This window comes from Haloferax chudinovii, assembly GCF_042663345.1.
Classification (GTDB): domain Archaea; phylum Halobacteriota; class Halobacteria; order Halobacteriales; family Haloferacaceae; genus Haloferax; species Haloferax chudinovii.
In genome coordinates this window covers 189,240-207,445 of record NZ_JBHTAB010000003.1, presented here as the reverse complement: position 1 = coordinate 207,445, position 18,206 = coordinate 189,240, and the positions used below count along the sequence as shown (strand labels likewise).

Annotated in this window: 15 protein-coding genes; 9 read left to right on the top strand and 6 right to left on the bottom strand. The window is 62.4% G+C overall.

Translation table 11 applies throughout. The features are described from left to right. Positions 1-94: 94 nt before the first annotated feature. The 3 genes from ACFQI8_RS08560 (at position 95) to aglF (ending at position 2,936) form a co-directional block, all read left to right on the top strand. Positions 95-532: an acyltransferase gene (locus ACFQI8_RS08560; RefSeq protein ID WP_390243945.1), complete on the top strand. Its 438-nt coding sequence runs from the start codon at positions 95-97 to the stop codon at positions 530-532. 158 nt (positions 533-690) lie between these two features. Beyond that, entirely contained in the window at positions 691-2,127 is a 1,437-nt protein-coding gene (locus ACFQI8_RS08555) for a flippase (RefSeq protein ID WP_390243944.1), read from the top strand. A 95-nt stretch (positions 2,128-2,222) separates the two neighbouring features. Further along, positions 2,223-2,936: a UTP--glucose-1-phosphate uridylyltransferase AglF gene (aglF, locus tag ACFQI8_RS08550; protein WP_390243943.1), complete on the top strand. Its 714-nt coding sequence runs from the start codon at positions 2,223-2,225 to the stop codon at positions 2,934-2,936. Between the two features lie 15 nt (positions 2,937-2,951). Here the strand turns inward: aglF and aglG are convergent, their stop codons facing one another. Continuing rightward, positions 2,952-3,893, bottom strand: coding sequence for a glucosyl-dolichyl phosphate glucuronosyltransferase (aglG, locus tag ACFQI8_RS08545; protein WP_390243942.1), 942 nt, complete (start codon positions 3,891-3,893; stop codon positions 2,952-2,954). A gap of 116 nt (positions 3,894-4,009) precedes the next feature. Here aglG and ACFQI8_RS08540 point away from each other — a divergent pair, with 116 nt between their 5' ends. Beyond that, entirely contained in the window at positions 4,010-7,144 is a 3,135-nt protein-coding gene (locus ACFQI8_RS08540; protein WP_390243941.1) for an oligosaccharyl transferase, archaeosortase A system-associated, read from the top strand. Between the two features lie 172 nt (positions 7,145-7,316). Here ACFQI8_RS08540 and aglM read toward each other — a convergent pair whose 3' ends face one another. Then, entirely contained in the window at positions 7,317-8,609 is a 1,293-nt protein-coding gene (gene aglM, locus ACFQI8_RS08535; protein ID WP_390243940.1) for a UDP-glucose 6-dehydrogenase AglM, read from the bottom strand. 117 nt (positions 8,610-8,726) lie between these two features. Here aglM and ACFQI8_RS08530 point away from each other — a divergent pair, with 117 nt between their 5' ends. Further along, positions 8,727-9,695, top strand: coding sequence for a DUF368 domain-containing protein (locus ACFQI8_RS08530; RefSeq protein ID WP_390243939.1), 969 nt, complete (start codon positions 8,727-8,729; stop codon positions 9,693-9,695). Between the two features lie 123 nt (positions 9,696-9,818). Here ACFQI8_RS08530 and ACFQI8_RS08525 read toward each other — a convergent pair whose 3' ends face one another. Both ACFQI8_RS08525 and ACFQI8_RS08520 read right to left on the bottom strand, forming a co-directional pair. Next, entirely contained in the window at positions 9,819-9,974 is a 156-nt protein-coding gene (locus ACFQI8_RS08525; RefSeq protein WP_390243938.1) for a rubrerythrin-like domain-containing protein, read from the bottom strand. 170 nt (positions 9,975-10,144) lie between these two features. Beyond that, entirely contained in the window at positions 10,145-10,699 is a 555-nt protein-coding gene (locus tag ACFQI8_RS08520) for a class I SAM-dependent methyltransferase (RefSeq protein ID WP_390243937.1), read from the bottom strand. A gap of 175 nt (positions 10,700-10,874) precedes the next feature. Here ACFQI8_RS08520 and ACFQI8_RS08515 point away from each other — a divergent pair, with 175 nt between their 5' ends. Next, positions 10,875-11,063 (top strand): HEWD family protein, encoded by a 189-nt coding sequence (locus ACFQI8_RS08515; protein ID WP_042663830.1) that lies wholly within the window; start codon positions 10,875-10,877, stop codon positions 11,061-11,063. Positions 11,064-11,222: 159 nt separating this feature from the next. Here the strand turns inward: ACFQI8_RS08515 and ACFQI8_RS08510 are convergent, their stop codons facing one another. Then, positions 11,223-11,897, bottom strand: a complete 675-nt coding sequence (locus ACFQI8_RS08510) for a phosphoglycolate phosphatase (RefSeq protein WP_390243936.1) — start codon at positions 11,895-11,897, stop codon at positions 11,223-11,225. 132 nt (positions 11,898-12,029) lie between these two features. Further along, complete coding sequence (locus ACFQI8_RS08505) at positions 12,030-13,232, bottom strand: Cdc6/Cdc18 family protein (RefSeq protein WP_390243935.1); 1,203 nt, start codon at positions 13,230-13,232, stop codon at positions 12,030-12,032. A gap of 355 nt (positions 13,233-13,587) precedes the next feature. Between ACFQI8_RS08505 and glpA the strand changes: the two genes are divergently transcribed. From glpA to ACFQI8_RS08490, 3 genes are read left to right on the top strand one after another with little or no spacing between them, the layout of a single operon-like run. Then, complete coding sequence (glpA, locus tag ACFQI8_RS08500; protein ID WP_390243934.1) at positions 13,588-15,375, top strand: anaerobic glycerol-3-phosphate dehydrogenase subunit GlpA; 1,788 nt, start codon at positions 13,588-13,590, stop codon at positions 15,373-15,375. Then, positions 15,362-16,630: a glycerol-3-phosphate dehydrogenase subunit GlpB gene (glpB, locus tag ACFQI8_RS08495; protein WP_390243933.1), complete on the top strand. Its 1,269-nt coding sequence runs from the start codon at positions 15,362-15,364 to the stop codon at positions 16,628-16,630. Before glpA ends, glpB begins: the two co-directional genes overlap by 14 nt. Further along, positions 16,627-17,937 (top strand): anaerobic glycerol-3-phosphate dehydrogenase subunit C, encoded by a 1,311-nt coding sequence (locus tag ACFQI8_RS08490; protein ID WP_390243932.1) that lies wholly within the window; start codon positions 16,627-16,629, stop codon positions 17,935-17,937. The genes glpB and ACFQI8_RS08490 overlap by 4 nt, the downstream gene beginning before the upstream one ends. Positions 17,938-18,206 lie beyond the last annotated feature (269 nt).

The following is an 18,206-nucleotide window of genomic DNA, read 5'->3' as shown; positions in this document are numbered from 1 at the left end:
GCTTAGAAAATCTCTGGATTACGCGGTGCCATACGCTTGGACGCAATTAATCTCACTACTGGGAGTCAACATCCATCGGAGTTCGAAAGTTTCGATGGGTGCTGAGTTCAAAGGTACCGACATCACCGTCGGCAAAAAGTGTAAACTCCGGTCGGGAGTAAAGTTAATCACCTACGGTGGGCATATTTCGATTGGAGACAATTGCACAGTAAACCCCTATACAATCCTATATGGCCAAGGAGGACTCGAGATTGGGGACGGTGTGCGTATTGCTGCCCACACGACGATTGTTCCCGCAAATCACATCTTTGACGATCCTGACACGTACATCTACAAGCAAGGTGAAACCAGGGAGGGTATCGTAATAGGAGACGATGTCTGGATCGGTGCAGGCTGTCAAATCTTGGACGGAGTGACGATTGGTGAAGGTTCAGTTATCGGTGCAGGCAGCGTTGTCACTGAATCGGTTCCGGCGTATTCAGTTGCCGTCGGGAGTCCAGCGAGAGTGATTAAATCCCGTTTGAAACAGTAATGTCCGCGAAGACCCTACTAAGATCGGTAGGTGGTCCACCCGGTATCCACCAAATACAACACCCTCACCGAAACGTCAGTGTGAGACTTCTGTCGCACATCAAAACCTCGAAGAATTAATGGACACTTCTAAACGGCGTTCACACTGAGTAGAATAGTATGCGAATCGGTCAAACGTCGTTTATATTCTTTGTCTCAAAATTAGTCGCCTCACTGTTGGGGTTCGTAGCAACCATCTACTTTGCACGTACTCTCGGACCTGATGTGTTAGGATATTATGCGTTGGTAGTCTCGCTCGTTGCGTGGATTGAACTCGGAGGGCGTAGTTTTTCTACTGCTGTAAAGAAGCGAATTAGCGAAGCTACCGACCCAAATCAATATTTCACTGCTGGAGGTATAACGTTGGTTTTTGTCGGATCACTTGGAATTCTGTTGATACTCGTTTTTCAAACTCAGATAAATAACTACGTCGGAGAGAACGTTGCGCTGTTCGCGGCAGCGCTACTGGTTGCCAATCTCATCTATGTATTTGTAAGTGCCGTTCTAGAAGGTGAACGTCAGGTACATATCTCCGGAATACTCGTACCACTGCGTACGGGGATCCGGAGTGCCGTGCAAATTTTTCTGGTGTTGTACGGCTTTCAACTCGTGGGGATGCTTGCAGGATATCTCATCGCGGGGATCGCCACAGGGATTATCGGGTTTGCCTATATCTCGTCCAAATTTGAAATTCCGAAGAAGCGTCATTTCAAGAGTATGTATAACTATGCTAAATTCTCTTGGCTTGGAACATTAAAAGCAAGGACGTACAACGATGTAGACATTATTGTCCTAGGTGCATTGACATCTTCGACGTTCGTCGGGATATATTCAGTCGCATGGGGGATATCCAAGTTCATGGCGGTTTTCGACAGTTCCTTACGTTCTGCACTCTTCCCAGAAATCAGTAAAGCGAAGGTCGAAAATGACGAACAAATCGCCGGAAAGCTCGTGTCAGATTCGCTCCGGTATAGCGGATTTGTCTCTATCCCAGGATTATTTGGTGGAATGGTTCTCGGCGATCAAATACTGCAGATATACGGCCCAGAGTTCGTCCAAGGAACAACAGTTCTCAGCTTGTTGATTTTGGCGACGGTTATCTACGGATATCAAACGCAGCTTACGAACGCAATTGATGCCCTAGATCGTCCAAAGATTTCCTTCAATATCAATATTGTATTCATCTTAACAAATGTCGTTCTGAACGTCTTGCTAATACCCATCGTCGGTTGGGCCGGTGCAGCAGCTGCAACCGTCCTCTCAGCATCGTTGGGCGTGGTACTCGCTTTCCAAGCCCTCACAAATTTACTCGAATTTGGAGTGCCAATTAATGAAATCGTTTACCAAGTTGGTTCGGGACTCTTGATGTCGGTTGTCGTCATCGCCTTACAGGATGTGTTGGTGACCACACATATTGTGGATAGACCGACTGGGAGGCTAGTTATCCTCATAATAGCTGGGGCACTGGTGTACTTCTTGACGTTGTTGGCCATATCACGGGATTTCCGTAAAACAGTAGATTCGAATCTACCGTTCAAAGTCCCATTCGTCCATTAGGAACATCCATTCGGCAGAGATAAATCAATAAAATTAATTGTCTCCGCTCGCCTCAGCAGAGAACCTATTAGTATGCTTGATAATATGCTCTGTATATGCAAGCAGTCGTTCTCGCCGCTGGCAAAGGGACTCGCCTTCGGCCTCTCACCGAAAGCAAGCCTAAGGGAATGGTTGAAGTCGACGGCAAACCCATCCTCACACATTGTTTTGACCAATTAGTCGAACTCGGAGCGGAGAAGCTCGTTGTCGTCGTCGGATATAAAAAAGAGGTTATCATCAGCCACTACGACGACGAGTACCGTGGAGTTCCCATCACCTATTCCCACCAGCGTGAACAGAAGGGTCTTGCACACGCCCTCCTAACTGTGGAAGACCATGTTGATGAAGATTTCATGCTTATGCTCGGCGACAACATCTTTAACGCCAACTTGAGCGACGTTGTCAAGCGACAGCGTGAGGATCGCGCAGATGCTGCGTTCCTCGTCGAAGAGGTGGAGTGGGACGAAGCCTCCCGCTACGGCGTCTGCGTAACCAACGATTACGGTGAGATCACAGAGGTTATCGAGAAACCCGAAGAAGCGCCGTCGAATCTCGTGATGACTGGGTTCTACACGTTTACCCCTGCAATCTTCTACGCGTGTCACCTAGTTCAGCCTTCGAACCGTGGCGAGTACGAGATCAGTGAAGCAATCGACCTGCTCATTCGCTCTGGGAGAACGATTGACGCGATTCGTATCGACGGCTGGCGGATGGACATCGGCTATCCAGAAGACCGAGAAGAGGCAGAACGGCGTCTCCAATCGGAGTAATCTGAAACAGGTACGCTATGCGTTTGTCTTCTCCACAAGGTTCGGCGTCAATAGACCGTACACGTAACCAAATCCAACCGCCGCAGTGAATACGAAGATAGCAATTAGCTGTTGGGCTTTCGCCATCGATGGCTCTTTGACGAGATTTTTGAGTCGGTTAACGACATAGACGAGCATCAAGTCCTTCAGATACTCGTTTTTGTCATCTGATGCTTGCGGGTACAACAAGTCCATCACACGCTTCGAGTAGCCCTGCCAGAACGAACGAAAGACGAGCCAGTCGAACTTAGTTCGATACTCGAAGAGTTTGTGGTTTACGCGCGCTTTCTTATTGTAGATAACGCGTTTGCCCGTCTGCTCGTGGATACGGATACAGACAGGTGCTTCGTGTGCCTGTACGTGTTTATCACCTTTTCGACCGGTGTTCGTGTCGTAGCCGCCTACTTCGAGAAAAATGTCGCGCTTGAACGAGATATTCGAGCCGTAGGTGTTCCGAATCTCCTCCATATGTTCGCCGAATCCACGTTCGTCACAGCCGACGAGCCAGTAGAACTCTTCAGGGAAAAAGTCGGGTTTTTGGGCGACCCAGTCTGGAACGACGTGACCACCGACAGCGACAGCTTCAGGTGTTTCCTCGTAGGTCTGGATGAGTTTCTCTATCCAGTCGGGTTCCGCCGTCGCGTCGTCATCGATCATTGCAACAATTTCACCGGAGGCGATTTCTGCCCCCTTTGTTCGACTATAAGAGATACCTTGATTCTCGTCGTTGCAGTGGATAACGACATCGTCGATGTCACCGAAGTCATCTTGCACGCGGGCGAACACCTCTTCGTTTCCATCGACAACGATGACGATTTCGAGGGGTTCGTAGGTCTGTTCGAGGACACTCTCGACAGTCTCGGAGAACGACTCGTACCGTTCCATCGAGTACGTACAGACCACGACGGAGACTTTCATAAGTCGGGGTTACCGAGGAGTCACGAATAAGCATTGTCCTTCGATATGTGACTAGCTATTTCTACAGACACAGACTATCACAAGGCTTATGAACGGCTTGGCGGTTGTTGCTCACAATGAGCGACGAGCAAACAGAGTATTCGCCCTCCATAGCGGATCTCGCTCGCGACTGGTATCACATACCAGTCCTCTCGACTATTATCCTCGTCATGCTGTGGATACGCCTCCGCAGTTATGACGCGTTCATTCGAGGGGGCTCGGTATTCTTCTCAGGAAACGACGCCTGGTATCATCTTCGTCAGGTGGAATACACCGTCCGGAACTGGCCCACCACGATGCCGTTCGATCCGTGGACTGAATTCCCGTTCGGCCGGACCGCAGGCCAGTTCGGGACAATTTACGACCAAATCATCGCGACCGCCGCGCTCGTCGTCGGTCTGGGAAGCCCGTCTTCAGATCTTGTGGCTAAGACGCTCTTGGTAGCTCCGGCTGTCTTCGGTGCGTTAACCGTTATCCCAGCCTACCTTATCGGGAAACGTCTCGGTGGTCGCCTCGGTGGTCTCTTTGGTGCAATTATTCTGATGCTTCTCCCAGGAGCATTCCTCCAACGTGGACTCGTCGGGTTCGCAGATCACAATATCGCAGAACCGTTCTTCATGGGATTTGGTGTCTTGGCGATCATGATCGCTCTGACGGTTGCGGAAAGAGAGAAACCCGTCTGGGAACTCGTTGAGGCACGTGACCTCGATGCGCTCCGTGAACCCCTGAAATGGTCCGTACTCGCCGGCGTCGCAACGGCCATATACATGTGGTCGTGGCCACCGGGAATCCTTCTCGTCGGTATCTTTGGCCTCTTCTTGGTCCTGAAGATGGTCTCCGACTACGTCCGCGGTCGGTCACCCGAACATGCTGCGTTCGTCGGTGCTGTCTCGATGGCAGTCACTGGCATGTTGATGTTTATCCCAATTGAGGAGTCGGGATTCGGTGTGACCGGCTTCAGCTTCCTGCAACCAGTGTTCTCACTCGGTGTAGCCCTCGGTGCTGTGTTCCTCGCTGCACTCGCCCGGTGGTGGGAATCGAGCGGCGTCGACGATCGGTACTATCCTGCAGTGGTTGGCGGAACCATGCTTGTCGGAATAGTGCTGTTCTCTCTCGCCCTCCCGAGTGTTTTCGATTCGATTGCACGCAACTTCCTCCGCACGGTCGGGTTCAGCGCCGGTGCTGCGACCCGAACCATCAGTGAAGCCCAACCGTTCCTCGCAGCAAACGTCCTCCAATCAAGCGGTCAAACTGCTGTCGGCCGTATCATGTCGGAGTACGGTTTCACCTTCTTCACAGGTGCTCTCGCAGCAGTTTGGCTCGTCGCTAAACCACTTGTCAAGGGTGGGAACTCGCGGAAGATCGGCTACGTCATCGGGAGCCTTGCCCTCATCGGAGTACTCTTCTTGATACCGGCGCTTCCGGCAGGGATCGGGAGTGCCCTCGGCGTCGAATCGTCGCTCGTCAGTCTGACCATCGTCACCGCACTCATCGTGGGCGCGTTGATGCAAGCCGACTACGAGAGCGAACAGCTGTTCGTCCTCGTGTGGGCAGCGATCATCACTTCGGCAGCGTTCACGCAGGTTCGTTTCAACTACTACCTCGCGGTGGTCGTCGCGGTGATGAACGCCTACCTCCTCCGAGAGGCCCTCAGAATCGACTTCATCGGCCTCGCGACTGTCGATCGCCTCGAGGACGTCTCGTATGGACAGGTCGCAGCGGTCGTGATTGCCGTCCTCCTCATCCTCACGCCCGTCCTCATCATCCCGATCCAACTCGGTAACGGCGGCGTGTCTCAAACCGCCATGCAAGCGTCCCAGACCGGCCCAGGGACCGTCACGCAGTGGGACGGGAGCCTCTCCTGGATGCAGAACAACACACCCGCGGAAGGCGAGTTCGGCGGCGCGTCGAACCGGATGGAGTACTACGGAACGTACGAGTACGCAGACGATTTCGACTATCCGGACGGTTCGTACGGCGTTATGTCCTGGTGGGACTACGGTCACTGGATTACCGTCCTCGGCGAGCGCATCCCGAACGCGAACCCGTTCCAAGGTGGTGCCACCGAGGCAGCGAACTACCTCCTCGCCGAAGACGAACAGCAGGCTGAATCGGTGCTCACCTCGATGGGTGACGACGGCGAAGGCGATCAGACCCGCTACGTCATGGTCGACTGGCAGATGGCTTCGACCGACTCGAAGTTCAGCGCGCCGACCGTCTTCTACGACGAGTCGAACGTCTCTACGTCGGACTTCTACAGTCCGATGTACCGCCTACAAGAACAGAACGGGCAGACGACTATCGCCGCCGCATCGAACGTCAAAGACCAACGCTACTACGAGAGCCTGATGGTTCGGCTCTACGCGTACCACGGCAGCGCTCGCGATGCGTCGCCGGTCGTCGTCGACTGGGAAGAACGCACGTCCGCCGACGGCTCGGTGACGTTCAAAGTGACGCCCTCGGACGGGCAGGCGGTCAGAGTGTTCGACAACATGAGCGCCGCCGAGGAGTACGTCGCGAGCGACCCGACCTCACAGATCGGCGGTCTCGGCACGTTCCCCGAGGAGCGCGTTTCGGCACTCGAACACTACCGTCTCGTGAAGTCCTCGAACAGCTCGGCGCTCCGCTCGGGGTCCTACCAGAACTCCATCGTCAGGGAGGGCAACACCTACGGCATCCAGCCACAGACGCTCGTCCCCAACAACCCATCGTGGGTCAAGACGTTCGAGCGTGTCCCCGGCGCGACGGTCGAAGGCAGCGGTGCCCCGGCCAACGCGACGGTGACCGCGCGCGTCCAGATGCGCGACCTGACCACGGGCACGAACTTCACCTACACACAGCAGGCGCAGGCCGACGCCGACGGTGAGTTCGCGATGACGCTCCCGTACTCCACGACCGGCTACGACGAGTACGGCCCGGACAACGGCTACACGAACGTCAGCGTCCGCGCGACGGGCGGCTACGCGTTCACCGGGCCGACCTCCGTCGCCGGGAACAACACCATCGTCAGCTACCAGGCAGAGAACGTCACCGTCGGGGAGGGCCTCGTCAACGGTGCCGAAGACGGTGCCGTGCAGGTCACCCTCGAACGGAACGAACAGGAACTCAACCTGCCCGGAGACTCCGCATCGGACGACTCGCAGACGAACGAGTCGACGTCGGCCTCCGTCTCGGCGTCAGTCGATGCCGGCGCGGTCGCGGTCGCTCCGTAACGGAACGAACGGCGACGCCGACGGCTTTTTCTCGTCTTCTGTGAGGTCGATTTTCGAACCGACCGTCGGTTAGCTGAACACACACCGAAGAATCCGTTCGAGAGTAGCCTTCGGAGCCGACGCAGACGGTCGGCTCGTGAGACCGATTCAGAGAGCGACTCGTGGGAGAGCCTTAGACGAGCGACTCGTAGTCGATGCCCTCGCGTCGGGTTACGATGCGGCGGCCGTCGATGACGATGGGCGAGCGCATGGCGTCGAACTCGTCGTCGAGCGCCGCGAACTCGTCCCAGTCGGTCGCGACGAGCGCCGCGTCGGCGCCCGCGAGCGCGTCGGCGGCCGAGTCGGCGTACTCGATGTCGGGGAATCGCTCGCGCATGTTCTCGGTTGCGACGGGGTCGTAGCCGACGACGCCGGCTCCGGCGTCGAGGAGGGAACTGATGAGTAACGTCGCCCGCGACGTCCGGACGTCGTCGGTGCCGGGCTTGAACGCGAGCCCGAGCACGGCGACGCGCTTGCCGCCGAGGTCGATTCGCTCTCGGAGGAGGTCGAGCAGTCGCTCCGGTTGGCCGTCGTTGACGTCGACGGCGGCCTGCAACAGACGTGGTTCGTAGCCCCGACCGCGGGCGGCGGCGATGATGGCGGCCGTGTCCTTCGGGAAGCACGACCCGCCCCATCCGAGACCCGCACCGAGGAACGCCGACCCGATACGGGAGTCGAGGCCGATAGTCTCCAACACCTCCGCGGAGTCGACGCCGAACTCCTTACAGATGTTCGCGAGGTCGTTGGCGAGGCTGATTTTCGACGCGAGGAAGGCGTTGTTGGCGTACTTTATCATCTCGGCCTCGCTGATGCCGGTCTTGACGACCGGCGGGTTCCCGGCGCGTTCGACGAGCGGGGCGAACAGTTCGTCTAACTGCTCGTACGCGCGGTCGGTCTGTGCGCCGAGGACAATCTTGTCCGGCGCGAGGAAGTCGTCGACGGCGGTGCCTTCGCGGAGGAACTCGGGATTCATCGCGATATCGAACCCTTCGCCGACACGTTTCCCCGACGCCTCCTCGATTCGCGGTCCGATGACGTCGACCGTCGTCGTCGGGACGACCGTGCTCTTGGTGACGACGAGGTGCGGGCCGTCTTTCCGCGCCAGCGTCTCGCCGAGCGACGTCGCCGCGGCCTTCATCGCGCCGAGGTCGATACTGCCGTCGTCGTTCGACGGCGTCGGCAGGGCGAGGAAGGTGGCCTCCGTGTCGAGAATCTCGTCGTAGTCGGTCGTCGCTCGGAGTCGGTCTCCCGCGTGCCGTTCGACGAGTTCGGCCAGACCGGGCTCGTGAATCGGGCACCGGCCCTCGTTCAACGCCCGAACGATATCGTCGTCGATGTCGACGTTGACGACGTGGTGGCCGAGCTCCGCGAAGCAGGCCGCGACCGTCGTGCCGACGTACCCGCTACCGATGATGCTGAGCTTCATTGACAGAGCTGTGCACGCCGTGAGCTTTGATTCTTTCCGAGTACGGTTCACACCCGAGCGCGCCGCAACGTCGAACGGTGGACTGATATCCTCGCCGAGAGAGCATCCGACAACGAAATGTCGAGGAACTCAGACGGGTCGACAGCCCGTTTCTCGTGGCTTCTCATCTACCTGAAAGGCGTCTGTATGGGTGCCGCCGACGCCGTTCCGGGCGTCTCGGGCGGAACAATCGCGCTCATCACGGGGATTTACGAACGGCTCATCGGCGCGGTGACGGCCATCACGCCCGGCCGCATCAAACGCGTCCTCGGCGTCGTCGTCCCCGGAGGCCGAGCCGACGCGGTCGCGGCGATGCGCGAAATCGACATCGGCTTCCTGCTCGCGCTCGGCGCGGGTATCGCCACCGCCATCGTGTCCGTGATGCGCGTGCTCCACATCGCGCTCACCGACGCGCCGGTGCCCACCTACGGCTTCTTCTTCGGGCTCATCGCCGCGTCGGCGGTCGTCCTCTATGCCCAAGTGTCGCTCGACGGCCCGCGTCAAATCGCGGCGGCCGTCGTCGGGTTCGGCCTCGCGTTCGTCGCCTCGGGCGGGAGCGGCGGCGCGTTCGGGCACTCGCCGCCAGCGATTGCGGTCGCCGGCGGAATCGCCGTCAGCGCGATGATTCTCCCCGGCGTCTCCGGGTCGCTTCTCCTGTTGATTCTCGGGCAGTACGAGTACATGAACGCGGCGCTCAACGCGTTCATCGACAGCCTCCTCGACGTCGCCGGCGGCGCGCCGCCGTCGGTCGTCGTCGAGTCGGGCACGGTCGTCGTCACGTTCATGCTCGGAGCCGTCGTCGGCCTGTTCACCATCGCGCACGTCGTCCGCTGGGCGCTCGAACACTACCGCCGGGCGACGCTGGCGTTCCTCGTGAGCCTCATCGTCGGGGCGCTCCGCGCCCCGGTGGTAGAGAGCACCGCCGCGCTCGTCGACGCGGGGCGGTCGTGGACGACCGAACTCTACGCCGCGTTCGCCGTGGCCGCAGTCGTCGGCGCGGCGGTCGTCCTGCTCGTCGACCGCTACACCGGCGTTATCGAGTCGTGAGCGGCGCGTCGTGGCGGCGCGACACGGCGGGCGACTGACGGGGGCTACGACGCTCCGTGTGCCTCGTGAGAAGGAAGTCGAGTTGTTCGGAGTCGGTGACGCGCCGGTCGCGCGAGTCGCTGGTCACTCGCGAGCGACGGCGATGTTCCGGACCGACCCGCCGCAGTCGGGACACTCCGACAGATAACTCGCGCTGACTGTTCGCGTGCGACAGGAGCGACATTCGTAATACCCCTCTTTCGGGTGATAGTCGTCGATGACTGAGTTATGTAGTACCATGATGTATGATACCATATCTTTCGCCGTAAGCGTTGTCCTGATATTCTCCGAATTACTCTAGGATATTAATATTAGATTCCGAGATTAGTGCCCGAGGTAGGGGAGAAGCCGACATCTCCCACAGTAGTGTTCAGTTTTCGAAGTGGGCGGTTTGGCTGACGCCGTTCGCGTCAGCGCCGGGCGACGCAGACGAACGTCTCGCGTCGCGTCTCGGCGTGAGAGACCGTAAATCCGACCGATTCCAGCGCCGAGACGGCGTCCCCGAGGCCGAATCGCTCGTCGAGCGGCGGCCCGTCGTCGCCCGAACCGGACGTGGACCAATCGACCACGACCACTGTGCCGCCGGGACGGACGGCGCGGGCGAGTTCGGCGAGCGCGTCGTCGGTGGCGAACTCGTGGTAGGTCATCGTCGAGAAGGCGGCGTCGAGGTGGCCGTCGTCGAAGGGGAGCGACGCCACGTCGGCCGTGACGAACTCGACGGTGTCGGGCGCGCCCTTCTGGCGGTAGAAGTCGTGCATGACCTCCTGTACGTCCACGGCGTAGAGCGTCCCGACGTGCGGGGCGACCTCGTCGGTGAAAAAGCCGGTGCCGCTTCCGAGGTCGGCGACGACGCTATCGGGGGCGACGCCGAGGTGCGAGAGGAGCTCCTCCCGGGAGACGAAGCGGAACCGCGCGGGGTCGTCCAGTTTCGCCGCCCTGTCGGCGTCGAAGGTGTGAAAGCCCATGCGCACACTCCGCACCCCGGCCCGTAAGTCCCATCGGTTCCGACCTGAGTCGTGTTCGACTCGTGCACATCCGTCCGCAGGTCGGTCGGCTGGCGGGGCGACGCGAGGCCCAGCGGCCGGCCGCGAAACTGCCGACGGCGATGGGCTTTTTTGCTCGGCAACCGGTCACACACGTATGGAACCCCAACTTCGACGGCCGACGCGACGCGTCTGCGAGCGCTGTGGTCGGGTGGAACGCTGGGACGACGACGCCGCGACGTGGCTCGTCGCCGAAGCGGACGGCGAAAAACAGGTCGGAAGCGCCTACTGCATCCACGAGTGGGACATCAACGGGCGCTTCGCCCCCTTCGAGGAACCGGCCTGAGACGCCGTCCGGCTCCGCTACCGGGCCGTTCGGGTCCAGTCACATCGGGCGGAGCGACTGCACCGCCGTAGTCTGCGTCGCCGGTCGATGTCGTCGGCCGGGCGGAGCGGGGCGGAGCGGAGCGGGACAGAGCGGTGCGGAGCGAGACAGAGCGGACGCCTACTCGTTTTCGCGGAGCGATTCGAGCACGGACAGCGTGCCGTCCATGTACGACTGGTCGAGCACCGTGTCGGCGGCCTCTTTGGCCACGTCGTCCGCGTTGGCGACGGCGAACGACCGCCCGGCGACGCCGAACGTCGAGGCGTCGTTCTCGCTGTCGCCGACGGCGACGAAGTCGGCCGGGTCGTAGTCGAGCGTCTCACAGACGTGTTGGAGGCCGACGCCCTTCTCGACGCCGCGAGTCTTGACGTGGTAGGCGAACCCGGTGTCGATGACTTCGAGGTCGAACTCGGCGGCGACCTCCCGGAGGAGCGCCTCGTCGGCGTCGAGGTTGACCGCGATTTCGGTGTCGCGCCAGCGGTTGACGGTGTCGGCGTCGCCCCACCCGAGGTCGCCGCCGCGCGCGATGAACTCGTCGGCGGCGGCCTGCGCGGCCTCGCGGTCGCCGGCGTAGGTCACCTCGCCGTCGGCGAGGACGACCCCGCCGTTCTCCGCGATGACCGTCTGCGGGAGCCCGAGGTAGTGACACAGCGAGACAGGGTAGGGAAACGCCTTGCCGGTGGCGAGGATGACGGGGGCGTCCCACGTCGGGAGCACTTCGAATGCGCGGGGGTCGAGGTGGCCTTCCGCGTCGGTGAGCGTCCCGTCGATGTCGAGTACGAGGGGCGGAACCATACCCGGAGTTGGGAGACGGGGGAAAAAGGTTCAGCGGTCGGGGAGAAGCGCGCCGCAGGTCGGGGCGAGGCGGGATGAGTCGGCGCAGGTGAGTCGGCGCGGGTGAGTCGGCCGAGTCGTCGCTCGCACAGTTCAGCGCTCGCCGTCGTCCAGCCCGCGGAACGCCAGCGTCGAGAAGTTCGGGACGGGCCGCGTCGCCGGCCGCCCCGGGCCGTCGGTGGGGTCACAGTCCGAGACTCGCCGGACGATTCCGAGGTCCGAAAGCTCGTAGAGGACGCGCCGGATGGTCGCGGGCGACAGCGACACCCGCGGCGACGCGGCGATGTGCTCGGTCGCCGCCGACACGGAGGCGGTCTCCTCGTCGTCGAGCGCGACGAACGCCCGAAGGACGCGGCGACGGCTCTCGGCAAGCGCGAACACGCGGCCGAGCGAACAGCCGTCGTCGGGGACGGCGTCGATGCCGGCGCAGACGTACTCGGTGTCGATGGTGTCCGCGCCGTCGGCGGCGGCGAGCGTTGCCGCCCCGTAGAGCGCCGACAGCGCGTCGTGGGCGTCGCCGTCAGCCCACTCGGCGACCTCGCGCGTCGCCTCGTGGGGAAGCGCGTTTCGGGTGACGCCGTCGGACGCGCGCGCGACGAGGATGTCGACGAGGCTGTGGCGTTCGTAGGCCGGGACGGCGATTGACGTCGCGTCGGTCGCGGCGGTGCCGCCGTCCGTCTCGCCGCCCGCACTCGGGTCGTCGCGGGGCTCGCGGCCGACGGTGAGCACCGAGAGGTGCGGCGACACTGACGCGAGCGTCTCGACCGCCGTCGCCGCGGAGTAGGTCTCCGGTTCGCCGACGTGGTCGACGGCGACGACCGTGTGTTCGTCGTGAGCGACACACTCCGCGAGCCGCTCGCGGAGCGCCTCGACGCCGACACCTTGCGACGGAACCGGCTCCTCGCAGAGCGCGTCGAGCGCCGCGTGGAGGAGCGCGAACTCGGTCGGGGCGTCACGAGAGTCGACGTAGGCGAACGAGGTCGTCGGCGTGGCGGCGGTGCGCGTGGTGGTGTGGATGACCGACCGTCCGGTGGGGAGCGCGCTGGCGAGGTGGTCGAACAGCGACGCGACGACCGCCGACTTCCCGACGCCCTTCGGTCCGTGGACGTGGGCGTTGGACGGCAGGTCGCCGTCGAACACGGGGTCGAGGTGGTCGAGGATGCGTTCGAGCGTCGGACCGCGGCCGGTCGGCTCTTCGGGGTGGGCTGTCGGGTCGAGCTCGCTCAGGTCCCGAACGAGTCGGGGGCGCTTCCCGCCGCGGCGTTGTCGCCTGGTGATTCTGTCTTCGAGGCGCATGGCGTGGTAGGTCTCTGGCCGACGGTATCCGGCGCACGCGTAAAAACCGACCACTCCCGACAACGACCCTGACAAGTGAGAACACGAAACACTGAAATCGGCCGTGACGGCCGCCTCAAAGCCAGTTGAGAGGTTCTGGTCCGCCTCCCTAATCGAGTCGAGCGTAACTAATTGGAACAATGATTTTGAATTATCGCCGTCGTTTCGATTCGGTGTAGAAACGCCGAGCTACGGCGTTCTACGGGCACTCAGATGGTAGTCTCGCGACTGAAGTGGTCTGTTTCGTGAGACGAACGGGACGCGAGACGAGTGAAGGTAAAATAAAGTGCCGTCGGTCCTACCTCACGAAAGACAGATGAAAAAATCGCCGAGCGTCCTCGTCATTGGCGGGGGGTCGACCGGCACGGGTATCGCGCGCGACCTCGCGATGCGCGGGCTGGACGTGACCCTCGTTGAGAAGGGGAACCTCACACACGGGACGACGGGGCGGATGCACGGACTCCTCCACAGCGGGGGCCGGTACGCGGTATCGGATCAGCCGTCCGCAAAGGAGTGTATTGAAGAGAACCGCGTCCTCCGGCGCATCGCGGGCCACTGCGTCGAGATGACGGGCGGGCTGTTCGTCCAGCGCCCCGAGGACTCCGACGAGTACTTCGAACAGAAACTGGAGGGTTGCCGCGAGTGCGGCATTCCGGCCGAGGTGCTGTCCGCCGAGGAAGCGCGCGAGATAGAGCCGTACCTCGCAAAGGACATCAAACGCGCCATCAAGGTCCCGGACGGGGCGGTCGACCCGTTCCGCCTCTGCGTGGCGAACGCCGCGAGCGCCGCCGAACACGGCGCGCGAATCGAGACGCATTCCGAAGTCACCGACGTGCTCGTCGAGGACGGCGAGGTCGTCGGCGTCGAGGTCACCCACCAGACCGGCACCGGCCCGTACGTCCACGGCGAACCCGGCGAAGTGGAGGAAATCCGCGCCGACTACGTCGTCAACGCGACGGGCGCGTGGGCCGGCCAAATCGGCGACTTCGCGGGCGTCGACGTCGAGGTCCGGCCGTCGAAGGGCGTCATGACCATCATGAACACCCGGCAGGTGGACACGGTCGTCAACCGCTGTCGCCCGAAAGGCGACGCCGACATCATCGTCCCCCACGAGACGACGTGCATCCTCGGGACGACAGACGAAGAGGTCGAAGACCCAGAGGACTACCCCGAGGAGGGCTGGGAAGTCGACCTGATGATAGAGACGCTGTCCGAGCTCGTGCCCATGTTGGCCGACGCGCGGACGATTCGCTCCTTCTGGGGCGTCCGCCCGCTGTACGAGCCGCCGGGCACCGGCACGGAGGACCCGACGGACATCACCCGCGAGTTCTTCCTGTTGGACCACGCCGACCGCGACGACCTCCCGGGCATGACGAGCATCGTCGGCGGCAAGCTCACGACCTACCGGATGATGGCCGAGCAGATTTCGGACCACGTCTGCGAGAAGCTCGACGTGGAGGCCGAGTGCCGCACCGCCGACGTGCCGCTTCCGGGAAGCGAGGACTTCACCGTCCTCCGCGACTACATGGACGACTTCGGCCTGCGGTCGCCCATCGGCCGCCGGTCGGCCCAGCGGCTCGGCTCGCGCGCCGACGAGGTGCTCAACAGCGTCGACCCCAACCCGGTTGTCTGCGAGTGCGAGGCCGTCACCCGCGCCGAGATTCAGGACGCCCTCGACACCGCCGGCACGGAACTCAACTCCGTTCGCATCCAGACGCGCGCCTCGATGGGCAACTGTCAGGGCGCGATCTGCTGTCACCGGATGGCGAACGAACTCGCCCCCGAGTACGACGAGGAGACCGTCCGGGCCTCTCTCGACGACCTCTATCAGGAGCGCTGGAAGGGCGAGCGCCACGCCATGTGGGGCACCCAGCTCTCGCAGACCGCGCTGAAGCACCTGCTCCACGCGGCGACGATGAACCGCGACGAGGACCCCGCGGCGGGCGACGCCGACATCGACTTCGCCGCCTTCGACGACGGCGACGCTTCGGAGGACGACACCTCGGGCGTCGCGTCCGGCGGGGCGGTCGCAGACGGTGGTCGAAGACGGACCGCGGACCGCGCAAGCGACGACGCGCCCGGAGGTGTCGATGGCGATAACTGACGACGTGCTCGTCATCGGCGGCGGTATCGCCGCCTGCACGGCCGCGCTCTCGGCCGCCGAGATGGGCGCTCGCGTGCGCCTGCTCGCCCACAAGAAGAGCACGCTCCGGCAGGCAAGCGGCCTCGTGGACGTGCTCGGCTACGCCGGCGGCGACGGTCCACTCTCGGACCCCTACGCCGGCCTCGACGCGCTCCCGGAGGGACACCCTTACCGCGTCGTCGGCGAAGACGGCGTCCGCGCCGGTCTCCAAATCTTCGACGAGGCGGTCGGCGACGTCTACCGCGGCGGTCACACCGACTCGAACGCGCTCGTGATGACCCACGGCGGCGCGGTGAAGCCGACGGCGCGCTACCCCGAGTCGGTCGCGCCCGGTCTCGCCAGCACCTCTGGCGACACGCTTCTGGTCGGCTTCGCGGGTCTCACGGACTTCGACGCCCCCGTCGCCGCGGACCACCTCGCGGCCGCCGGCGTGCCGTTTTCGGCCCGTGGCGTCACCGTGGAGTTCCCCAAGCGGTTCCGCGCCGACGCGAAGGTGACCCGGTTCGCCAAGGCGCTCGACCGCGACGAGGAGGTCAACGGTGGCACGGTCCGTTCGGTCCTCGCCGACACCGTCGCCGAGGAGATAGACGGCGAGTCGCGCGTCGGCTTCCCGGCGATGCTCGGCGACGACCACGACGAGGAAGTCCGCGCGGAGCTTTCGGACCGGCTCGGCGTCCCCGTCTTCGAGGTGCCGACCGGGCCGCCGAGCCTGCTCGGGCTCAAGCTCGAAGACATCCTGTTCGACGCGCTCGACGAGGCTGGCGTTCGCATCTCGACGGGCAACCCGGCGGTCGATTTCGAGGCCGCCGACGGCCGCGTCGAGACCGTCATCGTCGACCAGAAGAGCCGACCGACGCCCTACTCGGCCGAGCAGGTCGTCCTCGCGACGGGCGGCCTCGTCGGCAAGGGTCTCGACTCCGACCGCGAGTCGGTCACAGAGCCCGTCTTCGGCTGTCACGTGCCGCATCCCGAGGACCGCTACGACTGGTCCGAACCCGAGGCGTTCGGCGACCACGCGTTCGCGCGCTTCGGCGTCGTTCCCGACGACGAGCTTCGGCCGACCGACGAAGACGGCGAACCGCACTTCGAGAACCTGCGCGCCGCGGGCGGCGTCGTCGGCGGTGCCGACGTGGCGCGCGAGAAATCCGCGAGCGGCGTCTCCTTGGCGACGGGTGCCGTCGCCGGGCGACTCGCGGGCGAGGAGGCAACCAGATGAGTGACGCAGAATCCCCAAGCAACCCGACTTTGACCCCCGATGCACAGACAGACGACTTCGAGGCCGTCGAGGTGTTCCCCGACAGCACCGACATGGACCTCCGTCCCGGCGCGGACAACTGTTACAAATGCACCGCCTGCGACGTGTCCTGCCCGGTCGCGGAGGTCGACGACGAGTTCCCCGGGCCGAAGTTCCAGGGCCCCGAGCAGTGGCGGCTCAAGCGCAAGGAAGACGAAGCCGTCGACGACTCCATCATGTCGTGTTCGAACTGCATGCGCTGTGACGACGCCTGTCCCTCGGGCGTCCCGCTCAGCCAGATGCACAACACGGCCCGCGGCGAGTACGTCGACGAGGAGATGGACAAGCTCTCGCGGGAGTACATCCGCAACCGCATTCTCGCTAACTACGGTACGCTCGCCCAGCTGGGAGGCATGTTCCCGCGGTTGGCGAACGCCGTCATGGGCAACTCGGTCGTCCAGCGGATAAACGAGAAAGTGCTCGGCATCACGGCCGAGCGCGACTTCCCCGAGTTCGCCACCCAGACGTTCCGCGAGTGGTGGAACGAACGCGGCGGCCCGCAGGTCCGCTCCGAGGAGAAGCGCGTCGCCTACTTCCACGGCTGTTACTCCAACTACAACACGCCCGAGGTGGGCAAGGCGATGGTCCGCGTCTTCGAGTCGTTCGGCTACGAGGTCGTCGTCCCCAAACAGCGCTGTTCGGGGACGCCGATGTTCGCGAACGGCATGCTCGACGACGCCAAGCGCGCCGCCGGCATCAACGTCGACAACTTCGCGGGGCTCATCCCCGAGGGCTACGACATCATCGCGTCGTGTACCTCCTGTTCGATGTCGCTTCGACAGGAGTACCCCGAACTGTTCGACATCGACGGTATCGAGGACCTCTCGGCGCACACCTACGAGGCGCTGGAGTATCTGCGCATCCACGAGGACCTCGAAGACGCGGTTCGCGAGGCCTCGGTCGACGACCAGGCGTTCGCCTACCACGCGCCGTGTCACGGCCGCAATCAGGGCCTCGACCGGCAGGCGGTCGAGCTGTTCCGCCAGCTCGACGGCGTCGAAATCGAGGACGTCGGCGACTCCTGTTCCGGTATCTCCGGCACCTACGGCTGGAAGGAGGAAAAATACGACAAGTCGATGCAGATCGCCGCGGACATGTTCGACCACATGGAGCACGCGCAGGGAAGCGTCGGCATGACCGAGTGTCCAACCTGCTCGATGCAGATGGAACACGGGACGGGGTACGACATCAAACACCCGCTCCAACTCCTCGAAGAGGCACTGGTCTGACGCGCGCGCACGGCTGACGACCCGCCCTCGTTCGAGCGTCGGACCACTCGAACGTCGTCGCGCTCGGCGCGCGCGCCGAGTCGCCGGCGTTTTTGCGGACCATGTTGCCCCTAAATCGCCGTTTTTTGCCGTTACTCGGCGGACGCGGTCGTTTTGTCCACGGGACCATCCTACTGATTAAAACGTCCGAAAAAGCGCCCGTGTGAAATAGTACTCCCAGAAATAAAGCGCTTTAGGCCCCCTACATCGATTTTAGTCGTTGCATAATA

Excerpts from the sequence above, each read along its gene's own strand:
- ACFQI8_RS08505 (WP_390243935.1), bottom strand. The coding sequence starts at position 13,232 with ATGCGCCTCGAAGACAGAATCACCAGGCGACAACGCCGCGGCGGGAAG.
- ACFQI8_RS08525 (WP_390243938.1), bottom strand. The coding sequence starts at position 9,974 with ATGGTACTACATAACTCAGTCATCGACGACTATCACCCGAAAGAGGGG.
- aglF (WP_390243943.1), top strand. The coding sequence starts at position 2,223 with ATGCAAGCAGTCGTTCTCGCCGCTGGCAAAGGGACTCGCCTTCGGCCT.
- ACFQI8_RS08530 (WP_390243939.1), top strand. The coding sequence starts at position 8,727 with ATGTCGAGGAACTCAGACGGGTCGACAGCCCGTTTCTCGTGGCTTCTC.
- glpA (WP_390243934.1), top strand. The coding sequence starts at position 13,588 with ATGAAAAAATCGCCGAGCGTCCTCGTCATTGGCGGGGGGTCGACCGGC.
- glpB (WP_390243933.1), top strand. The coding sequence starts at position 15,362 with ATGGCGATAACTGACGACGTGCTCGTCATCGGCGGCGGTATCGCCGCC.
- ACFQI8_RS08490 (WP_390243932.1), top strand. The coding sequence starts at position 16,627 with ATGAGTGACGCAGAATCCCCAAGCAACCCGACTTTGACCCCCGATGCA.
- ACFQI8_RS08560 (WP_390243945.1), top strand. The coding sequence starts at position 95 with ATGGGTGCTGAGTTCAAAGGTACCGACATCACCGTCGGCAAAAAGTGT.
- ACFQI8_RS08520 (WP_390243937.1), bottom strand. The coding sequence starts at position 10,699 with ATGGGCTTTCACACCTTCGACGCCGACAGGGCGGCGAAACTGGACGAC.
- aglM (WP_390243940.1), bottom strand. The coding sequence starts at position 8,609 with ATGAAGCTCAGCATCATCGGTAGCGGGTACGTCGGCACGACGGTCGCG.
- ACFQI8_RS08540 (WP_390243941.1), top strand. The coding sequence starts at position 4,010 with ATGAGCGACGAGCAAACAGAGTATTCGCCCTCCATAGCGGATCTCGCT.
- ACFQI8_RS08510 (WP_390243936.1), bottom strand. The coding sequence starts at position 11,897 with ATGGTTCCGCCCCTCGTACTCGACATCGACGGGACGCTCACCGACGCG.
- aglG (WP_390243942.1), bottom strand. The coding sequence starts at position 3,893 with ATGAAAGTCTCCGTCGTGGTCTGTACGTACTCGATGGAACGGTACGAG.
- ACFQI8_RS08555 (WP_390243944.1), top strand. The coding sequence starts at position 691 with ATGCGAATCGGTCAAACGTCGTTTATATTCTTTGTCTCAAAATTAGTC.
- ACFQI8_RS08515 (WP_042663830.1), top strand. The coding sequence starts at position 10,875 with ATGGAACCCCAACTTCGACGGCCGACGCGACGCGTCTGCGAGCGCTGT.